The following is a 13,542-nucleotide window of genomic DNA, read 5'->3' as shown; positions in this document are numbered from 1 at the left end:
AGCATAAAGGACTTTGAAACCCGCCAGAATGGAGTCTCTCAAGTATTCCACTTCTGTGTTACATCGATTTAAAAGGCAACAACCATTTCTACATCAATGTGCCTTGAATTGAAAAACCTGAGAGACTATGCACTGACCAGATATTTAATGGGATTGGTATTACAATGCTTGAAAAACTTAAAACCAACTTAAACAGATAAAAATTGCTCAAATACCCTCACAATAAGACCACAAACAGGGAGTAAAACAAAATAATAAAAATGCTTATACAACATAAATGTTACTAAATTCTAAATGTAGATGAAGACTCTACAAAGTGATAATATTTGTCTCCATTTAATTTATAAGGATATTCATAGAATGAACAAAGCCTTACCGCTAATACTTGTTATGTGTGCATCGCTGACGACAGCATGCGCAACAGTCAATAAAAAACAAGTTGTTACAACCGCTAGCCCAGCCACAGCAATTAGCCCAACTCAAACCCAAGCAGCAGACACAAAATCATTAAAACGTAAGGTCGCTATCGGCCGTTTTACGAATGAAACGACCTATGGACAAGGGTTCTTTATCGATGAGGACAACAATCGTATCGGTAAGCAAGCCATGGATATCTTGTCTTCAAAATTATTTCAAACGGGCAAATTCATTATGCTCGAACGTGCCGACCTTGGACAAATTGAAAAAGAGCTCTCTATCGGTGGTAACACAAACCTAAAAAATGCTGCTGATTACTTGATTGTGGGTTCTATTACTGAGTTTGGCCGTAAAGAAGTCAGCGATGTCGGTATTTTTTCTAGAGTAAAAAAACAAGAAGCTAATGCTAAGGTTAATATTCGTATTATTGACGTTGCTACGGGGCAAATTATTTATTCAGAAGAAGGCAAAGGCATCGCATACTCAGAAGCAGGGTCCGTCTTCGGTGTCGGTGACAAAGCAGGCTATGACAGCTCACTGAACGATAAAGTATTAGATGTTGCTATTACCAATCTTGCATCAAATATCATCGAAAATATGTTAGATAAAGCATGGCGTTCGTATATTTTATCTTTTGAAGAAGGCAACTTAATCATATCTGGGGGCAAATCACAAAACATACAGCCAGGCACTCAGTTTGAAATTATCAAAGAAGGTAAAAAAGTTAAAAATCCGCAAACAGGTATGTTTGTAACACTTCCAGGAAAAGCCATTGGCGTAGTCGAAGTCAGTTCAACACTTGGTGATACCCCGGAGTCTGAAGTCTCTTTTTGCACGATTATCAGCGGCAATATCGACCAATACATAACAGCCCAAGATTACACAGGCTTATATATCCAGGAAATAAAGTAAGGATTCATGATGAACATAATTAAACTGCTTATTTTAAGTACTCTAGTGTTAGTTGTTTCTGGATGTGGTTATAACAGTGGAGTAAAAACGGAGGCTTCAGCTTCATATCTGTACTTTACTGGAGCGGCTGAAGGTGTAGAAGTCTCGGTCGATAATATTCCCGCCTTTACCGTCACCGAAACAGGTATTGCCAATCAATATCGTGTCACGCCAGGTAAACATCTGATAGTCATAACCCGCGATGGTCAGGTAATAGTAAAACGTGAAATCCTGCTTGGCGATGGCCATGAAAAAGAATTCTATATCCCATAACAATACGGAAATTGACCCAATGAAAGCAAAATTAGTAAGTTTACTTGGACTTGTTATTTTATTAAGTGGTTGTGCTGCCACACAAAAGCCCATGTATGCCTATGGTGACTACTCTGAAAGTTTTTACGCTTTAAAGCGTGAAGCTGGCGACGAAACTTCAGCCAAATGGAAGTCATCTTTAGAAAGTATCATTAGTGAATCAAACGAAAAAACCATGCGAGTTCCACCTGGAGTGTATGCAAACTTAGGATTTATTCACCTTAAAGCTAACGACAACAACAAAGCCGTTGAGTACTTTATGCTGGAAAAACAGATCTACCCTGAAGCTGAAGTTTTCATGAATAACCTCATAAAAAAAGCTAACACTCAAGGATAAGTACCATGTCAATGCTAACTATATTGAAACCAGCTTTACTCATTTTATTCGCTTCAACATTACTGACGGGCTGTGTTACCCCCACTTATGTGACAAAAGGTACTGAGTTTCCTGGTATGTATATCGAGAAACCTAAATCGCTATTAATCATGCCACCGATTAACTTAAGCACCGCGGCTGATGCTAAGGATTATTACTCAACTACAGTTGAAATGCCCGTTGCGTTTCATGGTTACTACACCTTTCCTTATGAACTCACAGCAGCAGTGTTAAAAGAGCAAGGGATTTACGACAGTGAACTGGTTTACGATATACCACTAAATAAATTTCAAGAATATTTTGGAGCAGATGCGGTATTGTTTACTAAAATTGTTAAGTGGGACACTTCTTATACTGTTATCGCCTCGAACTTGACCGTATCAATTGAGGCTGAAATAAAATCCACAAAAACGTCTGAAGTATTATGGAAATATACAGGCACTGTGGTGGTTGATTTATCAGGAAATTCAGGCAGTGGTGGCCTTGTTGGTTTACTTGCCAATGCAATTGTCACGGCCATCAATACAGCGGCTGCAGATTATACTACCTACGCTAAACAAGCTAACTCTCGCTTGATCTATAGCGTACCAGTAGGCCCTTATCACCCACTATATTTAAAAGATCAAGATATCAAAATTATTCAACAAAAAGTGGAATAAACAAAAATTCTGATTTACATTAAAAGCGAGCCTAACAAGCTCGCTTTTTTATGTGTCCTTTAAAGTAATAATCAAAAAATATCCCACTCAACTCCAACCAAACAATAATTATTTCATACTAAAAAGATTATCTTCGTTTTAATTCCTTCAATTCACTAAACAGCCAATCCAGCGGCAACACCCGAGCTCCAAGCCCACTGAAAATTAAACCCTCCTAACCAGCCACTTACATCCATTACTTCTCCAATAAAGTATAATCCTGCAACCTTGTTAGCTTGCATGGTTTGAGATGACAGCTCATTGGTGTCAACGCCGCCTAAGGTAACTTCTGCAGTGCGATAACCTTCTGTACCATTCATAATAATAGACCAGTCGGTTAGACTGTCAGCAAGCTTTTCACGCTCGCCGTGGCCAAGCTGGTTTAAGGCCTTATCCAGTATAGACTCGTCAAAGAGTGTCTCAACCAAACGTTTAGGTAACCAATGACTCAGCGTGTTGCGCAGACTTTGCTTAGGATGATATTTTAACGCTAGTTCGATTTTTTCTAGTGCGTTTTCACCCGGTAATAAATTGATAGAAACCGCTTCGCCCGGTTGCCAGTAATTTGAAATTTGCAGTACTGCTGGACCAGATAGGCCGCGGTGAGTAAACAATAACGCTTCGCTAAACTGAGTACCGTCTTGAGCTGTGATGGTGGATGGTACGGCAATACCCGATAACGCCTCAAAGCGGACTTTTTGATCGGCATGCCAAGTAAACGGTACTAAACCAGCATTAGTTGGTAGCACCTTTAAGCCAAATTGTTCAGCAAGCTTGTAACCAAAAGGCGTAGCACCTAGTTTAGGCATGGACAAACCGCCAGTAGCAATCACTAACGACTTGCAACTAAAGTCACCATTTGAAGTACTTAAACTGAAACCTGTTTCGGTCTTGACCACCGAAAGTATTTCAGTGCGCAGCTTAACTTTAACACCGGCCCATTCGCATTCAGTCATTAACATGGTAACGATTTCTTTCGCAGAATCATTACAAAACAACTGTCCATGTTCACGCTCATGGTATTCAATGCCATGACGTTCAACCAGATCAATAAAGTCGCTTGAACGATAGCGCGCCAATGCCGACTTTACAAAATGTGGATTAGCGCAAATAAATTGATGTGGTTCAACTTTTTGGTTGGTGAAGTTACAACGCCCCCCACCACTGATAAGAATTTTCTTACCAGCTTGTTTGGCGTTATCGAGCACCAACACATCACGACCTCGATAGCCCGCAGTAGCAGCACACATTAAACCTGCCGCGCCAGCGCCAATAATGATTACGTCATGATGTTTCACGTTTTACTCCACACTTTAAATTGATTTGTCAGCCATTAATTGGCAAGCAATGAATGCAAAAAAGGATGCTATTTTAGCATCCTTTTTGGTATCTACTCACGGTTAACTTAGCCACTCTATTGTTTAGGTGTTTCAGACTTTTTGTCGCGACTGAGTAACTCTTTTGCTGCTTCAACGGGTGCTTTACCTTGATACAACACTTGATAAATTTGTTCGGTGATAGGCATTTCTACCCCTAAGCGCTTGGCTAAAGTAAACACTTCTTTAGTATTTCGATAACCTTCGACCACTTGACCAATTTCTTCTTGCGCGGCAATTACGTCTTTGCCTTGACCTAATGCCAAACCAAAACGGCGGTTACGTGACTGATTATCAGTACAAGTTAAAACCAAATCACCTAAACCCGCCATTCCCATGAAAGTTGAGGTATCAGCTCCGATGGCTTCACCTAAACGGCTGAGTTCGACTAAACCTCTAGTGATGAGTGCGGTACGTGCATTTGCACCAAAACCAATACCGTCAGACATGCCCGCACCAATGGCAATCACGTTTTTAACCGCTCCGCCTAATTGTATGCCGATAAAATCATCATTTGCGTATACACGCAAGCGTTTTGGGCTATGAAGCAATTCCACTAAATCATGGGTGAACTGTGGACAAGTACCCGCTACCGAAATGGCAGTAGGTAAACCTGCGGCTAATTCTTTAGCAAAAGTCGGCCCAGATAACACAGCAAGTGGATACTGTTCACCTAACTGCTCACGAGCAACATCTTGCAATAAACGGCCAGTTTCAGGCTCTAAACCCTTGGTAGCCCATACAATACGTGCATCATCACGTAATAACGGTTTAGCTTGTTTAAGTACATCACCAAATACATGGCTTGGTACAACAACCAAAATATTCTGACTTGCCGCTAAGGCTTTGCCTAAATCAGCTTCAATGGCTAAACAGTCCGGAAACTGAATACCAGGCAAAAAACGCTCATTACAACGATTATCAGCTAACACTTGCATGCTTTTAGGATCATGACCCCAAAGCAAAGTCTTGTGACCGTTACTGGCTAAAGAAATAGCAAGGGCGGTGCCATAAGACCCCGCCCCTAATACCGTAATTTCGGCAGCGTTATTCATAAATTATGCTGTTGCTTCTTCAGTTGCTGCAGCTTGACGCTGTTGAACATACTGAGCAAATAGAGCGTCAAAGTTAACAGGAGCAAGGTTGAGTTGTGGGAAAGTACCACGGCCAACTAGGTTACCGACTAATTCACGTGCGTATGGGAACAACACGTTAGGGCAATATGCACCTAAAGAATGGGCAAGCTGTTGCTCTGTTAAACCAACAATCGAGAAAATACCAGCTTGCTGAACTTCACATAAAAATGCAGTATCGTCGCCATTTTTAGCGGTAACTGTCAGTGATAAAATAACTTCATATGTATCATCAGACAATTTATTGCTGCGAGTATCTAAGTCTAATTTAACTTCTGGGTTCCATTCTTTTTGGAAAACAGCTGGGCTGTTTGGCGTTTCAAAAGACAGATCCTTTGTATAAATACGCTGAATGTTGAATTGTGGTGCTTGTGCTTCGTTGTTTGCTTCTTCAGCCATAATTTTTTACCTATCAATGTTATTTAGCTTTTCTGTGAAGCTAATTGTGTTGGGCTTTCACATTTAATGTATAGAAAAATAATCTAACACTAGTGCGATCCCGTAAAATTGATCCAGCTCGATAAATAGTAACGAACAAGATCTTGATAATATACCGTGTTAACTATTTCCCAAATTTGTTAGCACTGAATACCATTAAGCAATAATATTAACGTTTGCTTTTAACTACGGGTAAATTAGCACCCTGCCATTCGCCCATGCCACCTTTAAGGTTAAACACACTTTCAAACCCTTGTTTAGCAAGAAGTTGAGCTGCTTGTGACGATGTCATACCTGAGTTACATACTAATATAATGGGGCTAGTTTTAAACTTTTCAAGGCTAGTAACTTGATTATTTTTAATTTCTGATAAGGTCACATTAAGCGCATCGACAATATGACCTTTTTTGAATTCTTCTTTACCACGTACATCAACGACCTTGGCATCTTGCTTATTTACCATAAGTGTTAATTCTTGATGACTGACGTTTTTCACTTTTGAAGTGCTCGATTTAATGACACTAACAACAAGCGCCACAAACAAGCCGACCCAAGCTAAACTTAACATTGGGTTTGCTTTAAAAAATTCCATATATTCTTGCATAATTACTGATTTCTCTAACGATGACTAAGATGAGATGGCCCCGAGTATATCGTTTTGCTCGGCAGTTTTCATTAAAGAAACAGCTAAAATAAGCGGTTTAAGCCGACTTATTAGTAACGGGTCCCTCGTTATCAGCTGCTTTAGTTATATCTTCAAACCTATATGCCTTTTGCACACTATCGATAAGTAGTAATATTCATACAATTGAAATTTTATAACACTTCCATTTTTAACTTAAAAGGTATTTGCAAAATGACAAAAAAACGTCCACTCGCATTACTTATCCTCGATGGCTGGGGTTACAGTGAAAACACGCAAGATAATGCGGTTTTTCATGCCAACACCCCTGTTTTAGATAAGCTTAATGCGCAATATCCTCATAGTCTTATTTCTGGTTCTGGCATGGACGTCGGATTACCCGATGGTCAAATGGGGAACTCTGAAGTGGGTCATATCAATATTGGCTCGGGTCGAATTGTGTATCAAGAGCTCACTCGTATCAGCAAAGCAATAGCTGACCATGAGTTTGAAAAAAATCCTGCACTTTGCAACGCAGTAGACAAAGCCATCGCAGCTAATGGTGCAGTTCACATTATGGGATTATTGTCCCCTGGTGGTGTACATAGTCATGAAGACCACATTGAAGCTATGTGCCGTATGGCTGTTGAACGCGGTGCAACAAAAGTGTATTTACATGCTTTTCTAGATGGCCGAGATACACCTCCTCGTAGTGCTAAAAAAAGCTTAGAACATTTTGATAAGCTATTTGCCTCGTTAGGCCATGGCCGAACAGCATCAATTATCGGCCGCTATTTTGCGATGGATCGTGATAATCGTTGGGAGCGCGTATCGCAAGCCTACGAATTAATTACCGAGGGTAAAGGTAAGTATACATATTCGTCTGCACCTGAAGCACTTGAAGCAGCATATACTCGTGATGAAAACGATGAGTTTGTTGCAGCGTCAGCCATTATTGACGCTCAAGGAAAAACAGCCGAATTAAACGATAACGATGCACTCATATTCATGAATTTCCGCGCAGATCGTGCACGCCAAATTACTCGTACCTTTGTAAATCCAGATTTTGACGGTTTTAAACGTAATAAAACACCAAATATCAACTTCGTTATGCTGACAGAGTATGCTGCTGATATTAATGCTCCGATAGCTTACCCATCGGAGAATTTGGTTAATACCCTTGGCGAAACCCTGCAAAACCTGCATAAGACTCAACTGCGTATTTCTGAAACTGAAAAATATGCTCATGTGACTTTCTTTTTCAATGGCGGTAAAGAAGAGCCTTTTGAAGGCGAAGACCGTATTTTAATTCAGTCGCCTAAGGTCGCTACATATGATTTGCAACCTGAAATGAGCTCGACCGAATTAACGGATAAATTGGTTGCAGCTATAGAGTCGGCAAAATACGATACCATCATATGTAATTATCCCAATGGTGACATGGTAGGTCATACTGGTAAATTTGACGCTGCAGTTAAAGCGTGTGAAGCCGTTGATGCATGTATTGGTCGCGTCATTGAAGCGTTAGCTAAAGTTGATGGCGAATGCTTAATTACAGCCGATCATGGTAATGCCGAAAAAATGAAAGATCCCTCTAATGGGCAAGCATTTACAGCCCACACAAGTAACTTAGTGCCATTCATTTATGTTGGCCGTGATGCAGTTATAAAAGATGGTGGTCGCTTGAGCGATATCGCGCCAACTATGTTAACCTTGATGGGCCAGAGCATCCCAACAGAAATGAGTGGACGCTGTATCATTGACCTTAAAGAGTAAACATTAACTCGTGATAATTCGTTTATTTGTTAAAGCCAGCATTATTGCTGGCTTTCTAATCTTTTCACTTACGGCGCATAGTGCCGATTTGTCTTCACGCCAATCGGCTTTGAAGTCTATTCAAGCGCAAATAAACCAACAACAAAACTCACTCAAAGATACCGCTAAACAACGTGAAAAATTGATAGGGTTACTTAAAGCTGACGAGCAAGCCATTGCGAAAGCAGCCCAAAAAGTGAATCAATCACAAACTTCCTTAGCGACGGTGAATGCCAAACTTCGCGAACTCGACAAGCAGCAAATCGAGTTAGTAAACCTTAAACGTAGTCAACAAGAAACCTTATCTAAACAATTATCTAGTGCTTACCTTGCAGGCAATCATGACTACACCAAAATGATGCTTAATCAACAAAATCCGGCCACCGTTGAGCGCATGTTGGCCTATTACCAGTTTCTGAATAATGCCCGAATTAAAGCCATTAAGCAGTTAAAGCAAACCAGTATCGATTTAGATACCGTTAAGCAACAACAAGTCACTGCTCAGCAAAAGCTCAATGCATTAGTCATAGATCAAAAACAACAGGCACAACAATTAACTAAAGAGCAAGGCCAGCGCCAACAAACCCTAACTCAATTGCAACGCACTTTATCGAGTAAAGGTGCAGAATTAGAACAACTACAAATTGAAGAGGCAAGTTTAAAACGCATCGTGCAACAAGCCATGCTTGCAGCAAAAGCAAACCCCACTATGGACGGATTAGTGAGCCAAAAAGCTAAATTAACATGGCCCACTAAAGGGAAAATAAGTAAACGCTTTGGCAGTAGTCGCTCAGGTCAAATAGTCTGGAAGGGTACTGTACTTTCTGCACCGGAAGGCCAATACATTAATGCAGTGGCTCCGGGTAAAGTGATTTACGCTGACTGGCTACGTGGGTTTGGCATGGTGTTAGTCATTGACCATGGTAAAGGTTATATGAGCCTATATGGTCATGCGCAAACGCTGCTTAGGCAACCTGGAGATATGGTAAAAACAGGTGAATCTATTGCACTTGTTGGACGTTCGGGCGGACAAAGTGAGCCAGGATTATATTTCGAAATTCGCAATAAGGGTAAAGCGGTTGATCCTGCTTATTATTGCCGCTAACCCCTATCGCTAGCAAAGGTGATATAAAGGAACTAAATTGGCTATCAAACTCAGCAAAACAACCTATATTGTTATCAATTAGTACTATATCAAATCGAATAACTGTGTTTATAATCATGCAGATACCATTGAACAATAATAATTAACGTAACTAAATAAAATATACTTTTGAAAAAGCTATTATTAATCCTATTATTGCTAAGTAGCGTAATGCCCGCTGCAGCCACCAGACTAGCCATCATCATTGATGATATAGGCTATCGCGTTACTGATGAAGCGGCATTGTCATTGCCGCAGGATATTACCTTATCAGTGCTTCCCCATACCCCTTTAGGTCAAAAACTGGCAACTGATGGTCACCATAAAGGTCATGAAATTATGTTACACCTACCAATGCAAGCCTTAAATGGTAAAGCGTTAGGGCCAGGAGGCTTAACCAATGACATGAGCGAAGACCAAATTAAACAACAATTACACAGTGCGTTTTCTAATATTCCCTTTGCAAAAGGGGCTAATAACCATATGGGTAGCTTGCTTACACAAATGGATAAGCCTATGAAATGGGTTATGCAGAGTTTAAAACAACAACAATTGTTTTTTGTCGACAGCGTTACGACTAAATACACTAAAGCTAGCAAGCAAGCGTTACAACTTGGTGTACCGCTACTCAGAAGGCACGTATTTTTGGATAATGATATTAACGAGCACGCATTAGAAAAACAGTTTCAGCAAATAATTTCAAGATCTAAGCAACAAGATAAACTTATTGCCATTGCCCACCCTTACCCTGAAACGATTCAATTTTTAAATGCTAATTTAGATCGCTTAAAAGCTAATGGCATCACATTAGTGCCAGCATCTCAATTATTCAATGAAGAAAGTGTTGCAACAGCAGGTCAGCCTAATCCAAGTGCAACACTGAAATAGACAAATCTGGTAACGTAGACAAGATGTCGGTTTTATTCGCAACAATATCAGCTAGAGAATATTGGTCAAGTACATTCAAATAGGCGGCAACAGCTTGACCTAAAACGCCTTTCAATCGGCAAACTGGCGTAAAACGACAATAAGGAGACTCACAGTCTATTGGAGATAATGAGTGCTCTAAATCACGAACGAGCTGCCCAAGTAAAACATCTTCAGCCCCTTTAGCTAACCTAAAACCACCACTTTTACCTCTAACGGTTTGCAAATACCCCATCTTCCCTAACTGATGAACAATCTTTGCCACATGATTTGAGGAAAGATCAAATACGCTAGTGACTTCTGCAATTCGAAACAAACTTTCGCGTTCAGGTTGCACCGCAAGATACATTAAAATGCGAATACCAAAATCTGTATATCGAGTTAGTTGCATGGTCTAAATATCCAAGGTAAATAAAACAAGTAGATTAACATGTTGAAGACTCTAAATCAGTGATCAACCATAAAGCTTGGTCATTTGTTGTACCACACACATCAATACTTGCACTAAAATCAGTACACACATCAGGACGTTCTGGCTGACCAAAAATCATACACAAATTATCTTCATTTAGCTGAATACACCGTACTCCTTTAGGCTTGCCATTTGGCATTCCTGGAATAGCACTTGTTATTGAAGGCGCTATACAGCAGGCACCGCAACCTAAACGACAATCCATTTAACACCTTACGTTTGCAACACAGCCATATCTTCTTGAAACAAAATAAATCTTTGAAAAAGTATACTTAACTTGAAGCACTACAATCAAAACTGTCTCGCCGATAAAATACAATTTAGCGTACATAATGGCCTACTATAACATTTGTAACGCTCTTCAAGCTTCGATAATTTCAAACAAATTTATCTTAATAAGGTTGAATCACGACTTATTGCTTTCCTATTCTCGATATTGGATCACATTTTATCGTTTAAGCATTAATGCATAATCGGTCAAAATGATACATTAAGGGTACATATTAATAAGGAAATTACCCATGAAACGTCCTGTAATTCTCGATTGCGATCCCGGCCACGACGATGCTATTTCACTTATCTTAGCATTGAGCTCTTCAGAGCTTGATGTTTTAGCGGTTACCACAAGTGCCGGCAATCAAACGCCCGATAAAACACTTAATAATGCATTAAGAGTATTAACCTTGCTCGGTCGACACGATATACCCGTTGCCAGTGGGGCGCCAAAGCCATTAGCCCGTGAACTTATTATTGCTGACAACGTACACGGCGAAAGTGGACTCGACGGACCTAAACTTCCAGATCCTGCATTTGCTCCTGTAGCGCAAACTGCCATTCAATTAATGGCTGACAAAGTTCGCGAAAGTAAACAACCTGTTACTCTGGTTCCTACAGGGCCGCTAACTAACATTGCACTTTTCTTGGCCGCTCATCCAGAGTTACATCACAACATCGATAGCATAGTACTCATGGGCGGAGCTGCTGGAGTGGGTAACTGGACTCCCGCGGCAGAGTTCAATATATTTGTCGACCCCGAAGCCGCTAATATGGTATTTAAATCAGGAATACCAATTGTCATGTGCGGGTTAGATGTTACACATGAAGCCCAGATCATGGATGAAGATATTGAAAGAATTCGAGCGATTAACAATCCTATTGCCCAATGTGTTGCAGAGCTACTCGACTTTTTTATGATTTACCATCGAGACCCTAAGTGGGGCTTTACCGGTGCACCATTACATGATCCATGTACAATAGCCTGGTTACTTAATCCATCTTTATTTACTGCAGTAGATTGTTGGGTTGGGGTTGAAACTAAGGGGGAATATACCCAAGGAATGACGGTAGTTGACCGCTATGAATTAACCGATAACCCACACAATACTAAAGTATTGTTTAATATTAACCGACAAGGTTTTGTCGACTTTATAGTTGAACGCTTAAACGATTATTAATAATTTAATGCCATACGGATACCCAGCTGTTCAGTATGGCTAATAAGGAAACACATGAGCACGATATTAGTGGTAGGTAGTGCCAATGCAGATCATGTCCTAACATTCGACGAATTGCCTCAAACAGGCCAAACCTTAATAAGTAAACAATATAAATTAGCACTAGGTGGAAAAGGAGCAAACCAAGCAGTAGCAGCGGCCAGGTTACGAAACCATAATCAGAATATTTATTTTATTGGTGCGCTCGGTGACGACACCAACGCTGCGATAATGAGAAAAACTTGGGCTACTGACGGTATTAATCTAAGTGGCTGCTATGAAGTAGCCAATCAAAATACTGGAACAGCGGTTATATTTGTAAACCAACATGGCGAAAACTGTATTGGGGTTGTTCCTGGAGCAAATGCCTATTTGTCTGTTCAACACATTGAGCAACAGCAAGCATTGTTTTCACAAGCTAATTATTTACTTATACAACTTGAAACATCCCTAGATAGTGTTCATCAAGCATTAGTACAAGCTAAGCAACATCATTGCACAACCATCTTAAACCCTGCTCCAGCTTCGACACTACATAACGATTTGTTAAATTTAGTTGATATCATTACGCCTAATGAAACCGAAGCATTCGCACTGACTGGAATTGATGTTAACGATCAATTCAGTGCCGCAAAAGCAGCTGACTATCTTCATATGCAAGGTGTTAACAACGTCATTATAACGATGGGGAGTAAAGGCGCATACCTCAGTGAACAAGGTCAGGGAAATTTGATTCCAGCACCTACTGTCAACGCAATAGACACCGTCGCAGCCGGAGACACATTTAACGGAGCACTAATGGTGGCATTGGATGAAGGAAAAAATTTACATAATGCCGTCATATTCGCCAATCAAGCTTCTGCCATAGCAGTAACACGTCACGGAGCGCAAAATAGCATTCCTTATAGAAGTGAGCTTAATTAGCATCTACGGTTAAGTTTACGTTATCAATTAGTTCCACCTTATAAACACCATCAATTGGATAGTTTTAGAACTATCCAATTATTCTATAATACCAATCCTATCCTATCCTATTAAATATGTGATCTTTGAGCGGGAGTTCAAAGTGCTGTAGGCAAGGCAGATGATTGAAGCGAATAGTGATCCTCGGTAACAAGCTCCTGCGTTACTCTACCTCCAGCATCTGACCGCCATGGATGGTGGGAATGTCTTATACCAATCCGCATTAGACTTTGCCCATATTAGCCCAGTCTCTTGTACACACTGTCCTTGCACTGAATAAACGTATTCCAAGCACTACAACACAGCTCAACGATATCGTTATAACCTTCAAAACACCTATTTGCTAAACAGTGCTGTCTTAGCCATTGCCATACCTGTTCTATAGGATTTAGCTCTGGAGAATAG

General features: G+C 40.3%; 16 protein-coding genes. 9 read left to right on the top strand and 7 right to left on the bottom strand.

Annotated features, from left to right (window positions below; genetic code table 11):
• Nucleotides 1–360: 360 nt before the first annotated feature.
• The 4 genes from ACWXWT_RS17320 to ACWXWT_RS17305 are packed head-to-tail and all read left to right on the top strand — an operon-like array spanning nucleotide 361 to nucleotide 2,715.
• Complete coding sequence (locus ACWXWT_RS17320) at nucleotides 361–1,329, top strand: CsgG/HfaB family protein (protein ID WP_456042823.1); 969 nt, start codon at nucleotides 361–363, stop codon at nucleotides 1,327–1,329.
• Nucleotides 1,330–1,335: 6 nt separating this feature from the next.
• Nucleotides 1,336–1,641 carry a hypothetical protein gene (locus ACWXWT_RS17315; protein WP_456042822.1) on the top strand — a complete coding sequence of 102 codons (306 nt, stop codon included), beginning with the start codon at nucleotides 1,336–1,338 and terminating at the stop codon, nucleotides 1,639–1,641.
• On the top strand, nucleotides 1,616–2,017 hold the full coding sequence (locus ACWXWT_RS17310) for a DUF4810 domain-containing protein (RefSeq protein WP_456042821.1): 402 nt from the start codon (nucleotides 1,616–1,618) through the stop codon (nucleotides 2,015–2,017). The genes ACWXWT_RS17315 and ACWXWT_RS17310 overlap by 26 nt, the downstream gene beginning before the upstream one ends.
• A 5-nt stretch (nucleotides 2,018–2,022) precedes the next feature.
• On the top strand, nucleotides 2,023–2,715 hold the full coding sequence (locus ACWXWT_RS17305) for a DUF799 domain-containing protein (protein WP_456042820.1): 693 nt from the start codon (nucleotides 2,023–2,025) through the stop codon (nucleotides 2,713–2,715).
• Nucleotides 2,716–2,870: 155 nt separating this feature from the next.
• Here the strand turns inward: ACWXWT_RS17305 and ACWXWT_RS17300 are convergent, their stop codons facing one another.
• From ACWXWT_RS17300 to ACWXWT_RS17285, 4 genes are all read right to left on the bottom strand, one after another.
• The gene (locus ACWXWT_RS17300; protein WP_456042819.1) at nucleotides 2,871–4,052 is read right to left on the bottom strand and encodes an NAD(P)/FAD-dependent oxidoreductase; all 1,182 of its coding nucleotides are present in this window, start codon (nucleotides 4,050–4,052) and stop codon (nucleotides 2,871–2,873) included.
• A gap of 116 nt (nucleotides 4,053–4,168) precedes the next feature.
• Nucleotides 4,169–5,185: an NAD(P)H-dependent glycerol-3-phosphate dehydrogenase gene (gene gpsA / locus ACWXWT_RS17295; protein WP_456042818.1), complete on the bottom strand. Its 1,017-nt coding sequence runs from the start codon at nucleotides 5,183–5,185 to the stop codon at nucleotides 4,169–4,171.
• A gap of 3 nt (nucleotides 5,186–5,188) precedes the next feature.
• Nucleotides 5,189–5,662 carry a protein-export chaperone SecB gene (gene secB / locus ACWXWT_RS17290; protein ID WP_456042817.1) on the bottom strand — a complete coding sequence of 158 codons (474 nt, stop codon included), beginning with the start codon at nucleotides 5,660–5,662 and terminating at the stop codon, nucleotides 5,189–5,191.
• A 208-nt stretch (nucleotides 5,663–5,870) separates the two neighbouring features.
• On the bottom strand, nucleotides 5,871–6,305 hold the full coding sequence (locus tag ACWXWT_RS17285; RefSeq protein WP_456042816.1) for a rhodanese-like domain-containing protein: 435 nt from the start codon (nucleotides 6,303–6,305) through the stop codon (nucleotides 5,871–5,873).
• A gap of 252 nt (nucleotides 6,306–6,557) precedes the next feature.
• Here ACWXWT_RS17285 and gpmM point away from each other — a divergent pair, with 252 nt between their 5' ends.
• From gpmM to ACWXWT_RS17270, 3 genes are all read left to right on the top strand, one after another.
• Nucleotides 6,558–8,099 carry a 2,3-bisphosphoglycerate-independent phosphoglycerate mutase gene (gpmM, locus tag ACWXWT_RS17280; RefSeq protein WP_456042815.1) on the top strand — a complete coding sequence of 514 codons (1,542 nt, stop codon included), beginning with the start codon at nucleotides 6,558–6,560 and terminating at the stop codon, nucleotides 8,097–8,099.
• 10 nt (nucleotides 8,100–8,109) lie between these two features.
• A complete protein-coding gene (locus ACWXWT_RS17275; protein WP_456042814.1) occupies nucleotides 8,110–9,243 on the top strand; it encodes a murein hydrolase activator EnvC family protein in 1,134 nt (377 codons plus the stop codon).
• 168 nt (nucleotides 9,244–9,411) lie between these two features.
• On the top strand, nucleotides 9,412–10,170 hold the full coding sequence (locus ACWXWT_RS17270) for a divergent polysaccharide deacetylase family protein (protein WP_456042813.1): 759 nt from the start codon (nucleotides 9,412–9,414) through the stop codon (nucleotides 10,168–10,170).
• On the opposite strand, the gene ACWXWT_RS17265 is transcribed toward ACWXWT_RS17270, so the two are convergent.
• Together ACWXWT_RS17265 and ACWXWT_RS17260 are read right to left on the bottom strand one after the other, a co-directional pair.
• A complete protein-coding gene (locus ACWXWT_RS17265) occupies nucleotides 10,145–10,600 on the bottom strand; it encodes an Rrf2 family transcriptional regulator (RefSeq protein ID WP_456042812.1) in 456 nt (151 codons plus the stop codon). The two genes, ACWXWT_RS17270 and ACWXWT_RS17265, sit on opposite strands and share 26 nt — an antisense overlap.
• 34 nt (nucleotides 10,601–10,634) lie before the next feature.
• Entirely contained in the window at nucleotides 10,635–10,886 is a 252-nt protein-coding gene (locus tag ACWXWT_RS17260; protein WP_456042811.1) for a YkgJ family cysteine cluster protein, read from the bottom strand.
• A gap of 316 nt (nucleotides 10,887–11,202) precedes the next feature.
• Here ACWXWT_RS17260 and rihA point away from each other — a divergent pair, with 316 nt between their 5' ends.
• Nucleotides 11,203–12,135: a pyrimidine-specific ribonucleoside hydrolase RihA gene (rihA, locus tag ACWXWT_RS17255; RefSeq protein WP_456042810.1), complete on the top strand. Its 933-nt coding sequence runs from the start codon at nucleotides 11,203–11,205 to the stop codon at nucleotides 12,133–12,135.
• A gap of 54 nt (nucleotides 12,136–12,189) precedes the next feature.
• Nucleotides 12,190–13,098, top strand: coding sequence for a ribokinase (gene rbsK / locus ACWXWT_RS17250; protein WP_456042809.1), 909 nt, complete (start codon nucleotides 12,190–12,192; stop codon nucleotides 13,096–13,098).
• A gap of 278 nt (nucleotides 13,099–13,376) precedes the next feature.
• Here rbsK and ACWXWT_RS17245 read toward each other — a convergent pair.
• On the bottom strand, nucleotides 13,377–13,542 hold a 166-nt coding region (locus ACWXWT_RS17245), incomplete at its 5' end, for a transposase (RefSeq protein WP_456042824.1).

The organism is Shewanella sp. A22, assembly GCF_053850585.1.
Note: the sequence above shows the minus strand (reverse complement) of the source record. Positions and strands in the feature narration are given on the sequence as shown.

Bases quoted from the DNA above. Each gene is read 5' to 3' on its own strand.
- gpmM (WP_456042815.1), top strand. From the start codon at position 6,558: ATGACAAAAAAACGTCCACTCGCATTACTTATCCTCGATGGCTGGGGT.
- ACWXWT_RS17315 (WP_456042822.1), top strand. From the start codon at position 1,336: ATGATGAACATAATTAAACTGCTTATTTTAAGTACTCTAGTGTTAGTT.
- ACWXWT_RS17265 (WP_456042812.1), bottom strand. From the start codon at position 10,600: ATGCAACTAACTCGATATACAGATTTTGGTATTCGCATTTTAATGTAT.
- gpsA (WP_456042818.1), bottom strand. From the start codon at position 5,185: ATGAATAACGCTGCCGAAATTACGGTATTAGGGGCGGGGTCTTATGGC.
- secB (WP_456042817.1), bottom strand. From the start codon at position 5,662: ATGGCTGAAGAAGCAAACAACGAAGCACAAGCACCACAATTCAACATT.
- ACWXWT_RS17320 (WP_456042823.1), top strand. From the start codon at position 361: ATGAACAAAGCCTTACCGCTAATACTTGTTATGTGTGCATCGCTGACG.
- ACWXWT_RS17260 (WP_456042811.1), bottom strand. From the start codon at position 10,886: ATGGATTGTCGTTTAGGTTGCGGTGCCTGCTGTATAGCGCCTTCAATA.
- ACWXWT_RS17305 (WP_456042820.1), top strand. From the start codon at position 2,023: ATGTCAATGCTAACTATATTGAAACCAGCTTTACTCATTTTATTCGCT.
- ACWXWT_RS17310 (WP_456042821.1), top strand. From the start codon at position 1,616: ATGAAAAAGAATTCTATATCCCATAACAATACGGAAATTGACCCAATG.
- ACWXWT_RS17285 (WP_456042816.1), bottom strand. From the start codon at position 6,305: ATGCAAGAATATATGGAATTTTTTAAAGCAAACCCAATGTTAAGTTTA.
- rbsK (WP_456042809.1), top strand. From the start codon at position 12,190: ATGAGCACGATATTAGTGGTAGGTAGTGCCAATGCAGATCATGTCCTA.
- rihA (WP_456042810.1), top strand. From the start codon at position 11,203: ATGAAACGTCCTGTAATTCTCGATTGCGATCCCGGCCACGACGATGCT.